Here is a 20,470-nt window from a genome sequence, read left to right as displayed (position 1 = left end):
AACATGGAAGATGTAAGAAAATGGGGTCAATTTTTACTACCATATAAGTTTGCTTTAGATGAAATGACAACCAAAATTAATATAATAGCTGAAGAAGCAAAGTATTTAAAAAACCATAATCAAATTGAGCATATTAAGACGAGACTTAAATCATTCGAAAGTATTCAACTAAAACTTGATAGAAAAGGAATTACTCCTACAATGTCAAACTCAAGAGAACAGTTGTATGATATTGCAGGTATGAGAATCATTTGTTCTTTTGTAAATGACATTTATGATATATATTCTCAGCTATCCAAACGAAATGATATTAAAATTGTACAGGTGAAAGACTATATTGAAAATCCAAAATCAAATGGGTATCAGAGTTTACATGTAATTGTACAAATACCTGTAACACTATCCCAAAAAGTAGAGACTGTTTATGTTGAAATACAGCTTCGAACCTTAGCGATGGATTTTTGGGCCAGTCTAGAACATAAAATTTATTATAAGTATGACAAAAAAATCCCTTTCTATCTGGAGCAAGAGCTTATTGACGCGGCCAAAACTGCAAAATCTTTGGATGAAAAGATGAGGGACATTCATGTAAGAGTGGAAGGTTTGAAAGGTTAAAGAGGCATGTTAAGAATAAATAGGATCGCATGAAACAACTTGTTATATAAAAGGATGCATATGCTTAATTGCAGCTGAGGGAATAAAGATTCAACACCAATGATTATCAATAATTGAAATGCTAATGATTATAATAAAAAAGAACCTTCAATAGGTTCTTTTTTATAGTTGGTAAATATGTTATCAACAATAGATGGTAATAAAGATAGTAATTTAGACACTTTTTATTAATTGGCTAAGTTTTCTTAGGAAGAAATCTTTTTCTCATGACTTATTACTAGATATAACCAGACATTTCATTTATTAATTTGGGTGGGTGATTTAGTTTTTTGGGTTTACCACGCTAAAATGTAAATTTTGCTTAGGGACAAAATGTTAAAGTTCTACATTCTGAATTAACAGAAAATTTAGGTGGTAAAAATCCCTTTGAATATTTTATCAGGTAGTTCATATTTCTTTGACCATAATTTCATGTTGTTACCGAACGTTTATATGTGTCTAATGGAAAGAAATATTTTAAGTTTGTTACCATCTATTGTTTGATTAAGATGGTAACACGAAAATAAAACGTTTACAACAAAAAGATAAAGAAAAAATATGAAAATTCGACTTTTTTCGACAAAGTGATTGAGAGAGAAAAAATCTAAATTAAGTAAATCTTATATGTAGAGAGATTCTTTATCTCATAAATAACAGTTATAACATATGTAAATGTTCTATAAGTAATTAAAACGTCGAAGATAAAATTATGTTGTGACAATTATAAACAAAACATACTTAATAATTCATACTTAGACTAACAAATCAATTCATAATAAGTTAAATACGCTATATTTAATAGAGTATAATATGGAATATTTAACTATAATATTCCATATTATATATAATTATAAATCATTTAACATATTAGTTGCGGGAAATTTTGACATAAGATATTTTAAATATTAAGCACAGAAACATTTTAAAGAAAAAGAGCTATTTTAAAATGTACCCTAAAAACGTTTTTCCTAAAAAGTAGTAAGAATTTTTAAATTGTTTCTGTGCCTAATTAGATGAAAATAATACAATAAATTGTTTAAAAAAGATAAAAGCAAGTTACTTTTACGGAGAAATATACATTCCATACCATTAGAATTATGTCAGATCGTAGCATACAAATTACATTCTTCTATCTCACAAACTGCACAACTACCATTATAGGTAGCTTGTCTTAGTTTTAACATCACATTCATCATTTTTTTGTCCAATAAGATTAATATGGTTAGAAAAACGTGCCGCCATCTACTATGAAAATATTAGCAATTAGAAAGAATTATTTATAAAGTAATATAGAAATAAAATTATCCGGTTGTTTATAAGTGAATTTTTAATATTTTTGGCGTTTTTCAAAGGGCTTTCACTTATATTTCATATCATGAGGACAATTGTTGTGTTGTGTTGTGTTGTGTTGTGTTGTGTTGTGTTGTGTTGTGTTGTGTTGTGTTGTGTTGTGTTGTTTGAAGGGAAGGGTATAGGTGTTAACAGTTCATTTGTATATAAAAAATAAACAACCTGTTGAGTGTATAATAAAAGATTTTTTAAAATAATTTATGAATACACACAAGTGATGTTGAGTTATTTATTCAAAGTAGAACCTTTAAAAAATCTATAAATTGTTATATAAAGAAATAAGGATTGAGGTATTCATTATGAAATTTATAAAAGGGATATTCGTTTCTACGATTGCACTTACGGCCTTTACAGGATTAGAGCTAATTAAATTTCATGAAAATCCCAATGTAGTGTATGCAGATTCGAAAGGTCCTGTAAAAAATATAAGTCAATCTGAGGCAGATATTAAAGAAGAAGATCAAATTATTGTAAAGTTTAAAAGTGAAGTGAATTTCCCGTATAAGGATGGACTTGAGAAACAAATAAAAAACGAAGATAGCGATCTGGAATTAGTAAAAATCTTTTCTGAATTTCCACAGCTAACATTAAAACGTTTATTTACATCTGTGGACCCAAAAGAGATTGAAAATATTGATAAAGATACGAGGGAAACTGAAAAAAAATCATCTTCTAATTTACTAGATTATTATATTGTAGAAGTACCTAATAAAGTAACAGCTGAAACATTGATGGACAAGTTTAAGAAATCTTATCTTGTTGAAGAAGTATATATGCAAGAAAAACCAACTCTTTTACCAGAAGTACAATTACCTACTGTATCGCTTAACCCTTACGACGATCCAAGATTTTTAAACCAGGGATATCTTAAGGAAGCACCATATGGGATTAATGCATCTTATGCATGGAGCATTAAAGGTGGAGATGGAAAAGGAACTACTTTTGTAGATATGGAGTATGGGTGGTTATTAGACCATGAAGATTTAGTAAATCAAAAAGTTGAGCTTATATCTGGTAGAAATATAGATCAACACGTTGGTCATGGAACATCTGTTCTTGGGATTGTTTCTGCTGAAGATAATGAGATTGGTAATATAGGAATTGCACCAAAGGCTAAGGTCAAAGTAGTATCCCAAATAAGAGGTGATGGGTCTTATAATACGGCTGATGCGATAATAAATGCTGTACATAATTTACAAGCTGGGGATATTTTATTATTAGAGGCACAAGCTTCATATGATGGATATGGAGATAAATATTTACCTGTTGAAGTACAGCCAGATATCTTTGATGCAATACGAGCTGGAACGGATAAAGGAATTATTGTGATAGAAGCCGGGGCAAATGGTTCTAATGACCTTGATCAATTTAGAGATCGGAATGGAAAACAGGTATTAAATCGCAATAGTCCGGACTTTAAAGATTCAGGAGCTATAATGATTGGAGCCGCATCGTCAACTGTTCCTCATAAACGTTTATGGTTTTCAAATTATGGTAGTAGAATTGATGTTTATGGTTGGGGAGAAAACGTAGATACAACTCGTGCTGAGCCTAATAGGATTACTAAAAATCTCTATACAACAGGCTTTAGTGGTACATCTAGTGCTTCTCCAATTATTGCTGGAGCAGCGACTTCAATACAAGGTGTGGCTAAAGAACATTTAGGTCGTCCATATAAACCAGCTGAATTAAGAAATATACTAAGTAATCAAAATACAGGTACCAAATCCCAAAATCCGTTAACAGATAAAATCGGTGTTTTGCCAGATTTAAAGTCAATCCTGTCAAATTTGGGATATAGTCCAGATATATCAAATAATGTTTTAGAGGGAAACCAATTTGTATGGTCAATGAAAGGAATAGGAGATTTTGAGTTTGCAAAATTGGATTTTAATAAGACAAAAGAAGAAATGCAAATTCAATTAAAAGCAGGTGTACCACATCATTACTTTGATAGTACATATGCGAGTGTGAAAGTCCAAAATTCATCTGGAAAAGTGGTATATAATAAAGATATTTATGGAAACAGGCAACAAAATGCTGAAACACAAAAAATTCCGATGAAAGTCGGAGACTATATTGAGTTTACACATTTAGAGGGTGGAAACCGGGCGACTCTTATAAATGTGGATAAAAATATACAGGAGAGCTTTGGTAAGAAGATAGTGTATCAAGTTACAGTTAATGGTCTTAAGAAAGTTGATCAAATTATTAACCCTAGCCCAGATACGGAAGCTCCTACACGGCCTGAAGGATTACAAGCAGCCAACATTACTACAAATAGCGTAGAGTTAAAATGGAATTCATCAACAGATAACGTAGGTGTGAAAGAATATCAAATATTACGTGACGGAAGATTCATTCAAACGGTACAGGGAACCACATTTACTGATAGTAAACTGACTGCTAACATGGAATACAAATATACTGTGAAGGCTATAGATGCAGCTGGAAATCAGTCTATTCAAAGTAGTGTTCTTAGTATAAAAACAAAAGAGCAAAATACCTCTTATGAAAAATGGGATCCGAGGAAAGCATATACAAAAGGGGATAGAGTAGAGTATCAAGGGAAAATCTATGAAGCTGTTCAAAGTTACCAAGGAAATGGAGATTCGAATTGGATATTCTCGTTGTCCTTATGGAAAACAATTTCAATAAGTTGATGATATCGTCTATTTGAGAGAATAATTATTTCATAACTAGCTAAATAATTTTTATCTCATAAGAAGAAGGCACCTTTTAGGTGCCTTTTTCTGGTTCTGGTGCGAAAACTTCAAGTAATTTCTAAATCTTGGACATACTGATACGATTACTCTAAAAAGGTGCGTGATCATTATGGAAAAGCGAAATTTATTCAAGTGGAAGCATTATCATCATGATATTATTTTGCAAACAGTAAGATGGTACCTACGGTACAACTTGAGATTTCGCGATTTGGTGGAAATGATGGAGGAACGGGGCTTATCCGTTGCTCATACAACGATTATGCGTTGGGTTCATCAGTATGGTCCTGAATTAGACAAAAGAATCCGTCGTCATCTCAAGCAAACCAATGACTCTTGGAGAGTTGATGAAACATATATCAAATTAAAAAGTCAATGGATGTTACCTGTATCGTGCTGTCGATTCGAAAGGAAATACCATCGATTTTTACCTAAGCAAAGCAAGAAACCACAAGACTGCAAAGCGATTCTTCAAGAAAGCTTTGCAGTCTTTTCATATTTCTGAGCCTCGTGTCGTGACAGTTGATAAGAATCCAGCTTATCCTATAACAGTTGAAGAATTGAGAAAAGAAAAAAAGATGCCATTAGGCATCCAACTAAGGCATGTAAAATATCTCAATAATATAGTGGAACAAGATCATCGATTTATTAAAAAGCGAGTTCGTTCGATGATAGGATTGAAATCCTTTCGCACAGCTACAGCCATTATTTCTTGAATAGAAGCTATGCATATGGTAAAAAAAGGGCAACTTATTTTACTGGACAAGTCTGTCCAAAATCAAGTGGAGTTCATCCATCAACTATTTGGAATTGTTGCTTAAGACTAGATTCCACTAGGAAACTTTTCGCCTCTTTATATCTTTCCTAAGTATTTGCACCAGAACCGCTAACGTTAACGCAGCTTGAAGGAATCTTAATTGCAAGCTTGCACGTATTGGAGGGGAAAAGCAATGCCAAAGCAGTTAACAATCTTTGATGTTGAACCAGTTGTGTCATTTGATTTTAAGAAGGCTCATGATCATCGATTAAATTCTAAACTACGTTTTGCCGACGTTGTTGTACAAATACCACGTCAAGCCAAAGCGATTGATGAATTAAAACCAACGACAGCGCCTGATGAGCGTTATGAGTTATTTGAAGATTACACAATTGGAATTTGGCGTTATAAGCGAGTGGAGGGTAAACAATTTGATTGGGAAGAAGCAGAGGAAATGTGTAAGCGAGCACGGGATGAAAAAAAGCCTATTCCAATACGGCTTCATTTATCACTTGAACAATCATTTGTTCCAGAAAATGTTGTGCGATATTTGTAGACAAACAAAAAAGCCGAGATTGCTCTCGACATAATTATTCGACAAATTAATTATAACATATGGGAGTGATCTTGGTGGGAATTAGAAAAGAAAATCTTGTAGAAATGACAGCTGAAATAGATTTGAAAATAAACGGAATATATGTTGTTAAAAATGGTCAGGTCCAACTAATACAACCACCTCAAAGTGGAAAAGTAATCCGTATGGAAGAACGAAAAACACAGTTACTTTAATCAAATTTGAATTTTATTAAGAAATTGGACTGAAAGCATCGATAATTAGATGGGATAAAGAGCATCATCACTGAAATGAAAAAGCCCTGCACACAGGGCATCTAAAAAGATACCTTAGCTATAACAACGATTAGGGGGAGGTATTAGCTAAGGTATCTGGATGGATGATTGCATACTAAGTATGCAATCAAGAGCATTGTTGAATGTATTGGGTTATTCAACAAGTTCAGAATAACACGAAATTTCCGCTAATTCACCCGGTAAATTTGTCCAAAAAAGGTGTTTCTATAAAAGTTTTTCACCTAAGAAATGGATTCATAGATTTTAATCAAAGCGTTATTTTAAAATTAAAGAGCGCCCAAGGGAGCGTTCTTCGATCAAGACAATATTGAAAAATACTTGGTAATATATGTAATCTTTTTAGCTTTGTGAGATTAATCAAAAGTTTTTCGACTTGTTTTTGGAGGGTATTACATTTTGTTCTATTTTTTCGTAAAGATTAAGTAATTGTTTGATGAATGTAATTTTCGGTGTTAACCAATATGAAGATAGTGCTGAAATAATTCCTATTAAAGCTCCTGTTATGACATCAAAAGGATAATGAACTCCTACCCAAATACGAGAAATAGCTACGCAGAATGCAAGTACAAGCCATAACCATCTAGCCTTTTTACGAACAAGCCAGAATGAAAAACAAATTGAAAAAAATAGAATCGTATGGTCGCTAGGAAATGAATTATCTACTGCATGATCGACAAGTTTATTAACATTAGGTAATACTGCAAATGGTTGATAATTCAAATGCAAATTCCCTGCTAATTTTCCAATTATTTCAGCAGTTACGAAAGCAACTATTGCTTGAATAATCATCATTTTGTTTTTTTAGATTGAGTAAACCAATAAGCAATAATAATTAAACCTAAAAAATACACCATATATTCCGCTAAAAATACCATAGTGGAGTTTAGGGATGAATATTGCTTCCCTAAATTATTGATAGCTCGAAAAGCATCAATATTTAATTGAGAAAAAAACATTTTTAAATCGCTCCTTATTGTTTGTGTATAAGGAAAATTATGGTAAATAGTTTGTAGTGAAAAAATTGATTTCAGTGACAGTAGTCTTACAAAACTGTAAGGATTAGCTCATTAAAGATTTTTAATAAAATAGTTATTTGAAACTATTCACGAAAAAAGAGCACTAAAGAAAGTGCTCTTAGAAAATACATTTTATATTCTGTTTTGAGCTACGATTTTAATATTCTCTGGTGGAATGATATCTCGAATTTTTTCTTTTAAATCTACTTGGACCATTTCTTCAAGATGTTCAAGTGAAACTTCAAAGTTTATGCATTCCGCAGTTGCGATGCTTAATAAAGAATAATTTTCATTCTTTTTAACAACAAGATATTGCGATTGATCTGTTATTACTATACACCCTTGTTGAATGCCTAATTTACGATTGTCTTCAAAAGTCATAAATGTTTCTCCTTTTATATGTATTGCCGATAAATAGTTTACTACATAAATACATTGGTTCATATTGAGAAACCTTACATTATTATTACAATTTCATAAGGTTTCTGAATATTTCGTGGGCTAGTAATATGGAGAGTGTAAAAAGGTTCAATTGTATATTTAACAAAATCCTTATTTAAAAACAAGAGTCCCTAGAGTTAGGGCTCTAGGGATTCTTGTTTTGGTATATCTCACACGGTTTTATAAAAAGGATCGAACGTATTGAAGATAACATGTGAATGTTTCATAAATGTATCAAAAAAGTGAACAAAATTGCTATTGCAGAAGTAGCAGAAATGAAGTTTCTAATAGTTAAGTACGTAAAAGGTGTTATTTCCAGTGGATAAAATGCGCGTGGGGCACCTAATCATTATTTTATCGGAGGAAAAGAATATGTTATGAACTTGGTTGAATGAAAAAATGAAAATTTTACTTTAAGCGAAGTTAATGAAATATATTTTGGGGGTTATATCAATGATTGTTATCTCGATGGACACTTTAACTTTATAAAAGTCCTAGAAGAAAAACACAACTATGAGGAATAGTAAGCTATAAAAGTGAACAAAATTGTTATTTAAATAAAAGAAACCCCGATTGTCTGCGGGGCCTCTAAGGGTAATCGTCAAGTAATGACGTACTCGACTAATTAACCATATCATGAATTTTTTGGTAAAAACACTGGTAAATGTGTCCAAATGGATAGGGCATCATTTTGAACAAAAACGCTGCTTTAACCGAAAGGGGAATGGGGAAATGTTAGAACAAGTGGAGATCGAAGGGCAGTTATCCATGTTCGATATGGATGAAACGAAAAACAAATTGTACGAAGTCTTGGAAGCTAATAACTATCACTACGAGATTAAGAGTTATTACCTACACCATGATTACATCGGATTGGTTAAGTACTTTTATATACGCACGACAGATAATACTATCATCGATTTGTGTTTAAGTGAGTTTCCTGAAGTGTTTGCTGTGTACGAGGGATTCACTGAAGCGCAGATCAAGAAGATATACAGAGGAAGATTACAATAAAAATGCTGGTTTATAAAAAAAGAGAAGCGCTTAATCAGGACGCTCCCCTTAATGCCAATACACAATAACTATCCTATTATACTGTATAAGCGTAAAATATTTAACAATTACCTTTATGGTAAAAATTTCATTTTTTCATTAGTTTAAAACCCAAAAAGAGAACTTAATAAAGTGCTCTTGTGACGAGATTATCCATTTGTAAAGACTATTTCAATGTATAGAGAGAGGAACACAGAATATTATATGTATGCCCAGTTAATTGAGTGCTTTTTACAAACAAAGAGCAGCTAGCAAAAGCTAACTGTTCGGTTCTCCAAGGGGGAACAAGGAGAAAATCTAATGTCATCTACAGTATTGACGGAATATTGGGTTTTATTCAAGGCTGGTTCCAAAAAAGTGACATACCGCCAAAATATAAAATTATTAAAAGGACAATTACTATGAAAGCAATAAAAGAAACTTTCTTCCATGAATTTTTCATCAGTAGACCTCCTTTATGAAGAATATTAACATTCTTTCAGAATCTGAACAAAATAATCTTTTGAATAGAAAGCGAGGAATAAAAATGGGACAAGGTAACCGTGGAATGGCATTTGAAAAGATTATCAATCTAGCGAATGAAATGTATCAAAGAGGGAGAGTGGCGCTTATAAACAAGCGTCCGACTCCTGTGAAGGTGTTAAAAAGTAAAGGTGGCCGTGTACTAAATGGATTCTATGAAGCTAAAAGTACAGTAGACTATGACGGCGTGTATAAGGGACGAGCTATCGCATTTGAAGCGAAGTCTACAGAAAATGCTAATCGCTTTGATTTAAAGAACATTGCGCAGCACCAGTTGGATTATCTGGAGAAAGCAGAAAAGATGGGAGCAATATGCTTCTTTCTTATAGAGTTTAGTAAGGATAAGTCGGTATTTGTTGTACCACTATCAATCATCCAATCTTATGTAAGGATGTCGCGACAACCAAAGGGCAAGAAGTCTATACCGAGAGCAGACAGAACGAGCGCCAGTTGATTACTTGCAATACATCGATGAACAAGGAATAATTCCAGCGATGTTAGAAGGCATGATTCAAATTGATCAGGACCATACAAGGGTAGCAAATAACATTGAAGCAGCAAAAGAGAAGATGAATAACAAGAAACGTAAATTGCTAAAGGCTTAATGGATAGCGGAACAATGACTAACAGTGTGGTGGGGGCTGTATTGTAGTCATCGTTCCCTTATTCAGTAATTTGATAGTAAAATTTCACGTACCTGACGTGAATGTAAAAACCTAAATTTGAAATAGGGGGATTCCAACTTGGAGAGACAATTATCTTTGTTACCGGATATCGATGATAAGAAAGTACAGAAGGAAGTAGTGAGCATTTTAAAGGAATACAGGGCACTCAAGATGCGATTTAGTAATGAAGTGGAGCAAGAAGGAATCAGCTTGTTTCCGGAAATACGTGATTCAAGGAACACGAGTAAATGGAAGGTGCAGCAGGTTGAAAAGGCACTTAACAATTTATTAGATGAAGATGAGCGTAATATTGTAGAGCGGAAGTTTCTGACAAACGAAAGGGTAAAAGACTCGGATGTTTATCATAATCTACTACTCAAGAAGACATATTTCTATGAGAAGAAGCAAAGTGCGGTTAAATTGATTGCTACGGCATTAGGGATAATCTAAAAATAGCGAACAAAATGCGAACTTTTTGGGGGACTAAATAAAACCGTGAAAATTATAAGCTATTCCTATAAACAGTTCTTTGAAAAGAGAATACGTTTTGGGGATAGCGTTCCCATTATAATAACGTTACTCGGTGACGCGGAGGCTAGAGGGGATAAGAGCTTCCCGAAATTATTTATATTTTACTTCTCATTGAGTGTATAAACGTACCGCCTTTCGTTTGTAAACTCATAGGTAGTAAAATCACACCTGTCATGTGAATTCTTGATTTCTATGTTAAAACTGGATTGTTTTACAAGTGGGGATGTTGGTCTGTTCGATTGAATGGACCGCGTCTCCTAGCAAAAAGAAATAACTCAATTATATTGGTAATTGCTCACGACAGTAACTAGTATAAGTCAGGTTGTTCTTCTTAAACGATTAAACGAGCAGAGAGCTTTCGCTCTTTGTTTGAGCCAATACAGCGGTATATTCCCCTCCGTCCCTCTAGTGTATTGGTTCAAACAAGGCGTCGGAATAAATATACACGTCTTGATATTAATCCTTTAAGCGTTGTGTAAACGAAATTGGTGAAAATGACATTAAGTAGCCGAAGTATTGAGCCGACTCCACGGAGTATAAACGAGAAGATTCTTAGTCTTCTCCCAGTCACCGAACTAACCAAATGTAAAGCATGTAGATGTTATATAGTGTTGCGGTGGCTTGGAGAAGGTTGACAGTTATCTTGACCTTGGAAGAGGAACTTTTGCCATTTTTTTTAATTTCTCTCTATTAAATATGTGAACTATGGGGAGTTTTATAAAACATAACTTTTGAATTATCTAATAAAAGTATATATAATTATACTGATGTTAATGTATTGACTGGTTAAAAATGGGGAAAGAAAAATGAAGATTAAATTTGATGTAGTTAAAGATGAAAATTTTGATTTTACTTTATTAGAAACAAAATTGCTGAAAACTTTTAAAGAAGTAGATAATGTAGCAATAATTGAAAAGGTTGAAGATAAAATTTTTGAAAAAGATGATGTGCAAACCCATTTGGCGGAGATTACTATTAATGTTACAGGAAAGAATATTGGATATAGATCAGCTTCAGCTAGTATATTCATTGTTCTAGAAAGTCTATCAATAGAGCTATTCAATATTTATATTAGTATACATTAAGCATCCAAAACGGGTGCTTTTTTCTTTGTTATATAGAAATTACACATTAAACCAGTAAAACTTTGAATGAGACAAGCATATACTAATAACTGAACACGACGTATCCATTCTTTATAATCGTATCGGACGAGCACCTTATAGGGCTCTTTTTTTATTGCACATAAGGAATTCCCAAACATACAATATCGAGTCAATGCCAACCAACTTATTCCTTTTCCGAGAGCTATATATATTCCGCTATAAAGCTCTTTTATGTTGCGCCATTAGAACGGGCTGGGCATTGTCGTATATTTAATACTCAGAAGCTTAGGGCACTTTATAGTGTTCTTTTTTTATTGAACAAAATGGATATTTAAATAGGAGGATGAACGATGGAATTAACATTAGAAGGTTTAGAAGAGTGTTTTAATGAGGCTGCAAATGCAGATGCTAACTATGTAGCTGTACAGATCGAAATGGACGAATTCCCTAGTTGATGAGTTAATAATTAATGATAAACACAATATTACTTTAAAATTAGAGTATTACAAGAAAACTTACAATGAAGACTTAGAGCATAGATACGCTCCAGGTATTCGTATTGTAGGTTATGCGTATGGACATACGTTATCTGGGATTCAACGTGAATTAGGATTACTACCATAGTAATGATTAAACCAATAGCAATTATCGTAGGCGCTGCCGTTATATTGGTTTAGCGTCTTATTTGTTATTAAGGGATGAAATAGATTTGAAACTTAAAGATTAGATAATAATATTATTACTTTAAAATGCAGAAAGTAGACTAGTAAACAAGCTGCTTTTGTTTTTAAGCATAGAATATGATGAATCTTAAAGTTAAGAGGAGGTAATCATATTTATGGGATGTAATTGTAATTTCAGACATTGCAGAGATTGTAATAGATTTTGGGATGATTTAATGTTTTGCAGACGCAGACATAGAGATTGTGATGACCGTCGTTGTAGACGTGACCGCGACTGTGATTGTGATGAATGTCGTCGCAGACGTAATCATGATCGTGACTGTGATTGTGATAAGCGTAAGGATTGGTAAAGTCCTTTGAATGAGTGTGCTTCTTTACAGCACTCTTTTTTTTATTTATAGGTTTTCTAAATTGCTACTTACTAAATATGAAGAATATAGTTGCGATTCGGTTTAAGGTCTAACAAAACAAACGAACACAGCGAACGAAAATAGAGGATAAAACGTCCGATATGGGTGTACTTATTTTGAATTATGTTTGTTCACAAATTAGACATATTTAGAACCCTTATTTTCCAACAACCTATTTGTTCGGTTTACATGTACGGAAATTAAATGCTGTTATTAAGCTATAGTTAATTTATGGACACTTAAACGGACAAAAGGGGAGAAACGGAATGATTCTCGGATATGCTCGTGTACCAACACAAGATCAGAACTTAGCAAGGTAACTCAAACAATTGAGTGATTATGGATGTGATTATGTGTTTGAAAAAAAAGTTAGTGGAGCTACAACAGACGGACCAGAGTTATTACGCATGTTAGAGAATCTGCGTGAAGGTGATGTAATTGTAGTTACTGAATTAGCACGTATTACAAGAAGTACACAGGACTTATTTAATTAAGCTCGTTTCTAATCAAGACATAAAATACTCATTAAAAAATCGATTTCTTAACGTACAGGAAATCGACTTTTTATTTATAATCCCTTCATCCAATTCTTTCTACATTTTAGGCATCTTTGCAGCAGGACCATCTAGAATTAGAGTGTAAAAAATGTATCTTGAATAGTAGAACGAAAAGATTGGCAACGAATTTGTTTTGCCCAAAATGCCGTTTCTGCTTCTCTTTCTTGTAATGTCATGTTAGTTCTAAAGGGAGAAGGAAGAATAAGAGCAGTTACAGCTGGTATTGAATGAAAAGTTATATTATCTAGCTTTAGAAATTTTCGCCACATATTAAGATCACTCCACACATCCTCTGGTCCAGGGCTCCATCCTTCAAGAAGACGATGGTAGGTATCTATGCGGTGTCCAGCAATCGTAGGACTAAAATTTATATGACTCTTTCAACATACGATCGCGAGTCTCAAGTTCCTCCAATGATCCCTGAATGGCCATCATTTGTTACTTATTCACAATAGCCATATAGCGGCTATGTACAAAATCTGCTTTGGATAAAGCTTGCTCCATGTATTGTAAGTGATCAGGAAACCATGAATCATCGTCACTCAGATAACATACAAATTTTCCTTTTGCCAATTGTAATGCCTCATGTCGATAAATTTCTCCGTTCCTTGCACTTGAGCCTATAAAAACAGAGAAGAAATCTTTAATCAAGCTCCTGCTTTTCAGCATGAAATACACCAAAACAATTACTTGAAATATTATTCATTTATTAATCTGAGTATGCTTTTTTAACTTTGCAACAGCAACCATAAATGCTCCTCATAATAAATATAAGGTTATTTTATATATACATAGATTTTATTCATCGTAAGCCTACTGAAAATAAGAAAAGACGTAAAAAGACAGTGGCTTATATTGTCATGCAATTTAAACTTTTAAAAGGGTGAATGGGGTATCGAAAGCTGTACAGTTATCTTTTAAACAAAGGAGTCAAAGTTACTCTGTCTCAAGTAAGACACGCCTTATGTAAGGTCAGCTCAAAGTGAAAAATTGTCACTTATTATAAGAAACAAAAGCAAGAACTCAATACGTTTCCGAATATATTAGAACGCTCTTTTATACCTAGTACGAAGGAAAGACCAACAGTGGTTGAGGAAATACAAATTATATTAGGTAGATTGGCAATAAATAGTGATTTATCACAGCTAGCAGAGGAAGAAAAGCGGCAATATTATCATTTTGTATGCAGAAAATATGGACTAGATCCATTTACAGAGTCGTTTGCTTTTATTCGGTTTAAGGGAAGTAAGTGAACTACAGCTATAGGTGCAGTTCCTATTAGTACAGAAGTTGGAAGAAAACTTAGTCCCGCTCAGTTAGCTCATACACTGATGACTTGTGCAACCAAAGTAAAGAGACGAGCGACAGTATCACTGTGTTGTTTAGCTATGATGGATGAAACAGAAGTAGGTATACTTTTTGGTGTAAAACGATTTGATATACAATCCGTCATCGAAAATAAAGATTTACCTCTACAATCCAAACAATCTTATGGCGGTTATACATTTATGGTAAAAGAATCAATGGGAAAATCAGAACTATTTGAGAAAGAAAAAATAAAAAAAAGAAGTGACTGTTTTGACAGAGTCATAATGGTACATCAAAAACTTCATGAATAGAAGAAGTGCACCTATTATCATATAGAATTTGTTGTGAAAGATGAAAGAAACAAGCAAGCATACAATATTGATGAAGTATGGCATTATATATATTTCTTATATTAGCACTTATTTATTTGTCAATTCTCCTTTGTGTGAAAGTAGAGTGCACGAAAATGAAAGCGGAACGAATCTTGAGATTACTATTGAAGAGGGTGTGCTTATTTATTGAGTTGTAGTGCATAGATACTATAAGAGAGCATAGGATACACATATTTTTAGAGGAATTATGTAATAAGTGACATATGAAGAAGACAATGTTGCAAATATGAGAGGTTGAAAAGAAAGCTCTCAAACCAATGTAGTTTTAAGAATAGTAGTAAATAAAAAACTGTATCTAGCCTGAAAAATACATCGAAGGGATAGCAACGGTATTTAAAGTATCTGGGGATATATTGTAAGGAAGGCAGATGTTCAATGAGTATATGCTTATAAAAAATACTGTAAAAAAACTATTGTATGTTAAAAAATTATATGTTACATTGATGTTACAAAAATATTACTTTATGTGACTTTTGTTTCATTTTGTTTTCTTGTTATTTATTTTTCGTTACAAATCATATACTAAAAGCGTTATTTCTATGTGCGTAAGAGTGTGTGTAGTAAGAAGTCTGAGTTAGAACTTCATACATTATATTAAAAATCCTTTCTGTCTTAAAAGAAGAAGAATACCAACTATATAGGGGTTTTTAGGTAATGAGATTATATAAAATGTACTTCCTTCCCCACATAATTTAGTACATATTTAAGGTTCAGTCTAATTGCTGCACAGCTACTTTTGCATTTGAGTGTATCGAAATAAATGAAGAGATTGGTAATTATAAACAGCATTAAAAAATTAATCTCGAGATGGATTTAAATAGAGTGATTGAGGTATATAAAGTGAAAAATTCTTATAAAGTGTTTATATGTATTTGGATAATTATTTTGTTGTTTTTTGTAATTTATTTTGGATATAAAATGACATCTGATAATAATCAGGTATCAATACAAGAAAAACAGGTAAAACAAGAAGTTCAAAAAATGTCAGAATAATCAAATGAGAGAGAAATAGAATCCTTTGAAATATTCTAAAAGAAATCAGTAATAAAAAGAGGGCAGTTACGTACTAGCGGGTTCCCTTTTGAGGTGCAAACATTGCAAATCACATCACATTTTTGTCACTAATATCAATGGGATTCTCTAATTAAGTAACAATAATAAACGCAGAGGAGGGATAGCTTAATAGCTATCCCTTCATCATAATATCATTTAAATAAATCTTCTATTATATTAGCAGGGGATAGTGATAGAAAAGTGGGTTCTGGTGCAAAGGTTGTATTTATTTGAAAGAGGTATATAGATTCCTAATGGAATCTATTCTTATGCAGCCATTCCGAATAGTTGATGAATAAACTTCACTTCATTTTGGACAGACTTGTCCCGTAAAATAAGTTGGCCTTTTTTAATGATATGCATCGCTTCTATTCCTAAAAGAATAGATTTAGCTGTACGAAAAGAGTTCAATCCTAGCATTGAACGAACTCTCTTTTTAATAAAACGATGATCTTGCTCTACAATGTTATTAAGGTATTTTACCTGCCTTATTTGGATGCCCACAGGCATCTTTTTCTCTGTCTTCAACTCTTCAATCGCTATAGGAAAGGCCGGGTTTTTGTCCACTGTAATCACACGGGGCTTTGAAACATGAAAAGACTGCAAAGCTTTCTTGAAAAAACGCTTTGCAGCCCTATGATCTCTTGTTTTACTTAAATGAAAATCAATTGTATATCCTTTTGAATCAACAGCACGATATAGGTACATCCATTGACCTTTGACTTTCACATACGTCTCATCGACTCGCCAAGAATCATTGGTTGACTTAAGATGACGTCGTACTCGCTTATCTAATTCGGGACCATATTGATGAACCCATCGCATGATAGTTGTATGAGCCAGGGATAGCCCGCGTTCTTCCATCATTTCGACTAAATCACGAAAACTGAGGTTGTACCGTAGGTACCATCTCACGGTTAATAAAATAACATCCGGTTGATAATGTTTCCACTTGAATATAATAAAAAGAAAGAGAAATGATTATATGAAAACATCACTTCTCTTTCTTTGTATTTACGAGTGGCTCCAAAAAGAAGGAATGGTTGCCGTACCCCATAAATGGTTACTTTTTCATCCATGTATCTACTAATTTTTTATTCTTTTTTATCCATTTTTCAGCGGCCTGTTCAGGGTCATTCGATTCATTAATCATGGTCATCAACGTTCCGAGTTGCTCATCGGTCATGTTCCAGTTATCAAAATACTTTATAAGCTCTGGATAATCTTTTTCAAATCCTTTACGAACAGAGTAATAAATATCATCTTTTTCTCCATACACCTTTTTAGGATCTTTTAAATATTTAAGATCAAACTCTGAAAAAGCCCAATGTGGATTCCATAATGTTACTGCAATGGGTTTCTTTTGATTATATGCTTTTTTTAATTCACTCATCATAGCGGCTTCTGAAGATTGAACAAGATTTAGCTCTATCCCATATTTGTGTATCGCTTTATCTGTTAAGCCCATTAAACTGCTGCCAGGTTCAATACCAATGATTTTATTGTTAAATTTATCCTTATTCGCATTCAAATCCTCAATACTATTGATATCTGTCATGTATGAAGGAACAACTAAACCAAGACCAGTACCTTTATACCACGCTGACTTTATTACAACATCATCCTTATATTTTTCATATAATGGCTTATCAGTAATTGGTAGCCAGACCTCTAAGTTGGCGTCCACATCTCCTCGTGCTACCCCGGTCCAAACGGCTGCCTTTTCTAAATATAACAATTCAACTTTATAACCTTTTTCCTCAAGTAATACTTTCCACATATTTGCGGTAGCTATGTTTTCTTTCCAACTCGTTACACCAATTTTAATTTTTCCCTTTGCATTACTGTTCGCGCCACTACAAGAAGTAGTAATTATGCTAATTAATAATAGTATGCACAGAAGCCATATTTTTTTCTTCATCAAGCTCCTCCTAGTCTCTATGATTAGATATTTCTTCTTTAACTAACGTAGAAAATTATTTCAGTAAAGCTAAATACTTTATAATTATAAATAAATATTTTATAATTATAACTATGAATAATATAAACTAACTATTAATAGCTTAACAAAAAAATAAAAAAAAGTCTTTGATGAACTATTGTAATGTACTATTTGGTTTAGAAATAGTTACAGTATTTGTTTAGAGTCAAAGAAAAGGAGTGAAAGAATGAAAGAAACGAAATTACGTGTTGAAAACGTTACGAAAGTATTTGGAAAGAATCCTTCTAAAGGAATCGCTTTACTAAAAGAGGGAAAAAGCAAAGCTGCTATATTAAAAGAAACTGGTATGAATATTGGCGTGAACCAGGCAAAATTCGATGTTTATGCTGGTGAAATATTTGTCATTATGGGATTATCCGGTAGTGGGAAATCTACACTTGTTCGTATGTTAAATCAGTTAATCAAACCGACTTCTGGCCATATATATATTGATGGTGAAGATATCGCAACAATGGGAAAAGAATCTCTTCGAAAAGTAAGAAGAAACAAAATGAGTATGGTATTTCAAAAATTCGCCTTATTCCCTCATCGAACGGTTTTACAAAATGTTGCATATGGTTTAGAAATACAAAAAGTATCAAAAGAAGAACGAGAAACAAAAGCGTTAGAATCTCTAAAATTAGTAGGTCTAGAAAACAATAAAGATAGTTATCCGGAACAACTTAGCGGTGGTATGCAGCAGCGTGTTGGTATCGCAAGAGCACTAACAAATAATCCAGATGTCCTACTGATGGATGAATCATTTAGTGCTTTAGATCCGATTATTCGAAAAGAAATGCAAAATGAATTATTAGAACTGCAAGATAAAATGAAAAAAACGATTATTTTTATTACACACGATCTAGATGAAGCACTCCGAATTGGTGATCGTATTGCTTTAATGAAAGACGGAGAAATTGTTCAAATTGGAACACCAGAAGAAATTATGGTGAGCCCTGCAAATGAATTTGTAGAGCAATTTGTTGCTGATGTAAATTTAGGAAAAGTTTTAACCTCTGAATCCATTATGAAAAGACCGGAAACCTTATTAATTGATCGCGGTCCACGTGTTGCACTCCAAATCATGAAAAATGCTAGTGTTTCTAGCGTATATGTAGTGAATAAGAAACATGAGTTTTTAGGTGTCTTAACTGCTGATAATGCTAGTAAAGCTGTTAAAAGACAGGTTCCGATAGCGGATTTATTAGTAACAGACATTCCTCCTGTTTATTTAGATACTCTATTAGAAGAAATGTATATAAAAATGGTTAAGGCAAAGTTACCTCTTCCTGTTCTAGATGATAAACATAGATTACGAGGGATAATAAAGCGTGAAAGTATTATTCAAGCTTTAGCAGGAAATGTAGAGGAAGAGGTGAATGATAATGAATAGTATTCCACGTATTCCTTTAGGAGAATGGGTTGATACACTTGTTACAAGTTTGTATCAGCATTTCGAAGGGTTTTTCAAAGGATTTTCTTTTATTATCGGAGGATTTGTTGATTTATTAACAAATCTATTAATATTTATCCCAGCCATTATTTTTATTACAATCACATGCCTATTAGTTTGGTACACCTCCCGTAAAATTTCACTTATAGTATTTTCTTTAATTGGATTTCTGTTTATCCTTAACGTTAACTATTGGGAACAGACCATGCAAACACTAGCGCTTGTCTTGACGTCTGTTATTATCTCTATCATTATAGGTATACCAATTGGGATTTTGGCATCTCAGAACGAAAGGTTTTCCAAATTTTTAAAACCAACTCTTGATTTTATGCAAACAATGCCTGCATTTGTTTATCTTATTCCGGCAATTACATTCTTTGGTGTTGGAGTAGTACCAGGTATTATTGCATCTGTTATTTTTGCAATGCCACCTACTATTCGCTTTACTGAGTTAGGGATTAGGCAAGTACCAGAAGATTTAATTGAAGCAGCTAATGCCTTTGGTTCAACATCGTCACAGAAACTATTCAAAGTACAGCTTCCACTTGCAACTGGAACAATCATGGCTGGTGTAAATCAGAGTATTATGCTTTCTCTATCAATGGTTGTCACTGCATCTCTTGTCGGTGCACCAGGTCTTGGCGTAGACGTTTATCGGTCGGTTACACAAGTTAATATAGGTATGGGCTTTGAAGCAGGCCTTGCTATTGTAGTAATTGCAATTATATTAGATCGAATTACACAAGGTTTTCATAAAAAATAATTATAATGTACATACTAAAAGTTATCATTTGAAACCGCGAGAAATTTATTGCTTAAAGCTGGTGCAAGTAAGGTAATATTAGTTGGTATTATCCCTTTTAAGTAGATAGTGTAAAAAGACTACATTCTTAATGTGGAATGTTACACTATACTTGAAGGGATATTTTAATGGCAAAAAAAGAA

The 20,470-nt window shown here is 33.0% G+C and carries 16 protein-coding genes and 5 pseudogenes; 16 read left to right on the top strand and 5 right to left on the bottom strand.

The annotated features are described in order from the left end of the window. The first annotated feature begins 3 nt into the window (after positions 1–3). The 5 genes and pseudogenes from DET63_RS17050 (at position 4) to DET63_RS17030 (ending at position 6,273) form a co-directional block, all read left to right on the top strand. Entirely contained in the window at positions 4–615 is a 612-nt protein-coding gene (locus tag DET63_RS17050; protein WP_016096720.1) for a GTP pyrophosphokinase, read from the top strand. A 1,688-nt stretch (positions 616–2,303) separates the two neighbouring features. Next, on the top strand, positions 2,304–4,667 hold the full coding sequence (locus DET63_RS17045) for a putative mucin/carbohydrate-binding domain-containing protein (protein WP_113937277.1): 2,364 nt from the start codon (positions 2,304–2,306) through the stop codon (positions 4,665–4,667). A gap of 172 nt (positions 4,668–4,839) precedes the next feature. Further along, a pseudogene (locus DET63_RS17040) lies at positions 4,840–5,548 on the top strand (IS6 family transposase). Between the two features lie 129 nt (positions 5,549–5,677). Beyond that, positions 5,678–6,040, top strand: coding sequence for a cell division protein SepF (locus tag DET63_RS17035; RefSeq protein WP_078179031.1), 363 nt, complete (start codon positions 5,678–5,680; stop codon positions 6,038–6,040). 74 nt (positions 6,041–6,114) lie between these two features. Continuing rightward, the gene (locus DET63_RS17030) at positions 6,115–6,273 is read left to right on the top strand and encodes a DUF3954 domain-containing protein (RefSeq protein ID WP_002204060.1); all 159 of its coding nucleotides are present in this window, start codon (positions 6,115–6,117) and stop codon (positions 6,271–6,273) included. Between the two features lie 438 nt (positions 6,274–6,711). On the opposite strand, the pseudogene DET63_RS17020 reads toward DET63_RS17030, so the two are convergent. Continuing rightward, a pseudogene (locus DET63_RS17020) lies at positions 6,712–7,310 on the bottom strand (undecaprenyl-diphosphatase). 192 nt (positions 7,311–7,502) lie between these two features. Further along, complete coding sequence (locus tag DET63_RS17015; protein WP_033728672.1) at positions 7,503–7,751, bottom strand: hypothetical protein; 249 nt, start codon at positions 7,749–7,751, stop codon at positions 7,503–7,505. Between the two features lie 792 nt (positions 7,752–8,543). Between DET63_RS17015 and DET63_RS17005 the strand changes: the two genes are divergently transcribed. The 7 genes and pseudogenes from DET63_RS17005 to DET63_RS16970 form a co-directional block, all read left to right on the top strand. Next, a complete protein-coding gene (locus tag DET63_RS17005; RefSeq protein ID WP_033728670.1) occupies positions 8,544–8,825 on the top strand; it encodes a hypothetical protein in 282 nt (93 codons plus the stop codon). A 565-nt stretch (positions 8,826–9,390) separates the two neighbouring features. Beyond that, positions 9,391–9,991 (top strand): annotated as a pseudogene (locus DET63_RS17000) (Holliday junction resolvase RecU). A gap of 138 nt (positions 9,992–10,129) precedes the next feature. After that, positions 10,130–10,501, top strand: a complete 372-nt coding sequence (locus DET63_RS16995) for an ArpU family phage packaging/lysis transcriptional regulator (protein ID WP_078179034.1) — start codon at positions 10,130–10,132, stop codon at positions 10,499–10,501. An 887-nt stretch (positions 10,502–11,388) separates the two neighbouring features. After that, a complete protein-coding gene (locus DET63_RS16985) occupies positions 11,389–11,667 on the top strand; it encodes a hypothetical protein (protein WP_033729712.1) in 279 nt (92 codons plus the stop codon). A gap of 371 nt (positions 11,668–12,038) precedes the next feature. Further along, positions 12,039–12,312, top strand: a pseudogene (locus DET63_RS16980) (hypothetical protein). A gap of 214 nt (positions 12,313–12,526) precedes the next feature. Beyond that, a complete protein-coding gene (locus DET63_RS16975; RefSeq protein ID WP_071748230.1) occupies positions 12,527–12,721 on the top strand; it encodes a hypothetical protein in 195 nt (64 codons plus the stop codon). Between the two features lie 326 nt (positions 12,722–13,047). Then, a pseudogene (locus DET63_RS16970) lies at positions 13,048–13,269 on the top strand (recombinase family protein); the annotation flags it as partial. A gap of 143 nt (positions 13,270–13,412) precedes the next feature. Here DET63_RS16970 and DET63_RS16965 read toward each other — a convergent pair. Then, complete coding sequence (locus DET63_RS16965) at positions 13,413–13,607, bottom strand: hypothetical protein (protein WP_016096711.1); 195 nt, start codon at positions 13,605–13,607, stop codon at positions 13,413–13,415. Positions 13,608–14,423: 816 nt separating this feature from the next. On the opposite strand from DET63_RS16965, the gene DET63_RS30285 reads away from it, so the two are divergent. Both DET63_RS30285 and DET63_RS16955 read left to right on the top strand, forming a co-directional pair. Beyond that, positions 14,424–14,591, top strand: coding sequence for a hypothetical protein (locus tag DET63_RS30285; protein WP_158080635.1), 168 nt, complete (start codon positions 14,424–14,426; stop codon positions 14,589–14,591). A 135-nt stretch (positions 14,592–14,726) separates the two neighbouring features. Next, positions 14,727–14,957, top strand: a complete 231-nt coding sequence (locus DET63_RS16955) for a hypothetical protein (RefSeq protein WP_235661810.1) — start codon at positions 14,727–14,729, stop codon at positions 14,955–14,957. Positions 14,958–16,358: 1,401 nt separating this feature from the next. Here DET63_RS16955 and DET63_RS16950 read toward each other — a convergent pair. Together DET63_RS16950 and DET63_RS16945 are read right to left on the bottom strand one after the other, a co-directional pair. Continuing rightward, positions 16,359–17,054: an IS6 family transposase gene (locus tag DET63_RS16950; protein WP_113937274.1), complete on the bottom strand. Its 696-nt coding sequence runs from the start codon at positions 17,052–17,054 to the stop codon at positions 16,359–16,361. Between the two features lie 100 nt (positions 17,055–17,154). Next, the gene (locus tag DET63_RS16945) at positions 17,155–18,012 is read right to left on the bottom strand and encodes a glycine betaine ABC transporter substrate-binding protein (RefSeq protein ID WP_002187328.1); all 858 of its coding nucleotides are present in this window, start codon (positions 18,010–18,012) and stop codon (positions 17,155–17,157) included. Between the two features lie 247 nt (positions 18,013–18,259). Between DET63_RS16945 and DET63_RS16940 the strand changes: the two genes are divergently transcribed. Together DET63_RS16940 and DET63_RS16935 are read left to right on the top strand one after the other, a co-directional pair. Next, positions 18,260–19,465: a quaternary amine ABC transporter ATP-binding protein gene (locus tag DET63_RS16940; RefSeq protein WP_113937273.1), complete on the top strand. Its 1,206-nt coding sequence runs from the start codon at positions 18,260–18,262 to the stop codon at positions 19,463–19,465. After that, a complete protein-coding gene (locus tag DET63_RS16935; protein WP_002144230.1) occupies positions 19,458–20,288 on the top strand; it encodes an ABC transporter permease in 831 nt (276 codons plus the stop codon). Before DET63_RS16940 ends, DET63_RS16935 begins: the two co-directional genes overlap by 8 nt. Positions 20,289–20,470: the final 182 nt, after the last annotated feature.

The organism is Bacillus sp. DB-2 (genome assembly GCF_003315125.1).
Taxonomy (GTDB): domain Bacteria; phylum Bacillota; class Bacilli; order Bacillales; family Bacillaceae_G; genus Bacillus_A; species Bacillus_A mycoides.
Note: the sequence above shows the minus strand (reverse complement) of the source record. Positions and strands in the feature narration are given on the sequence as shown.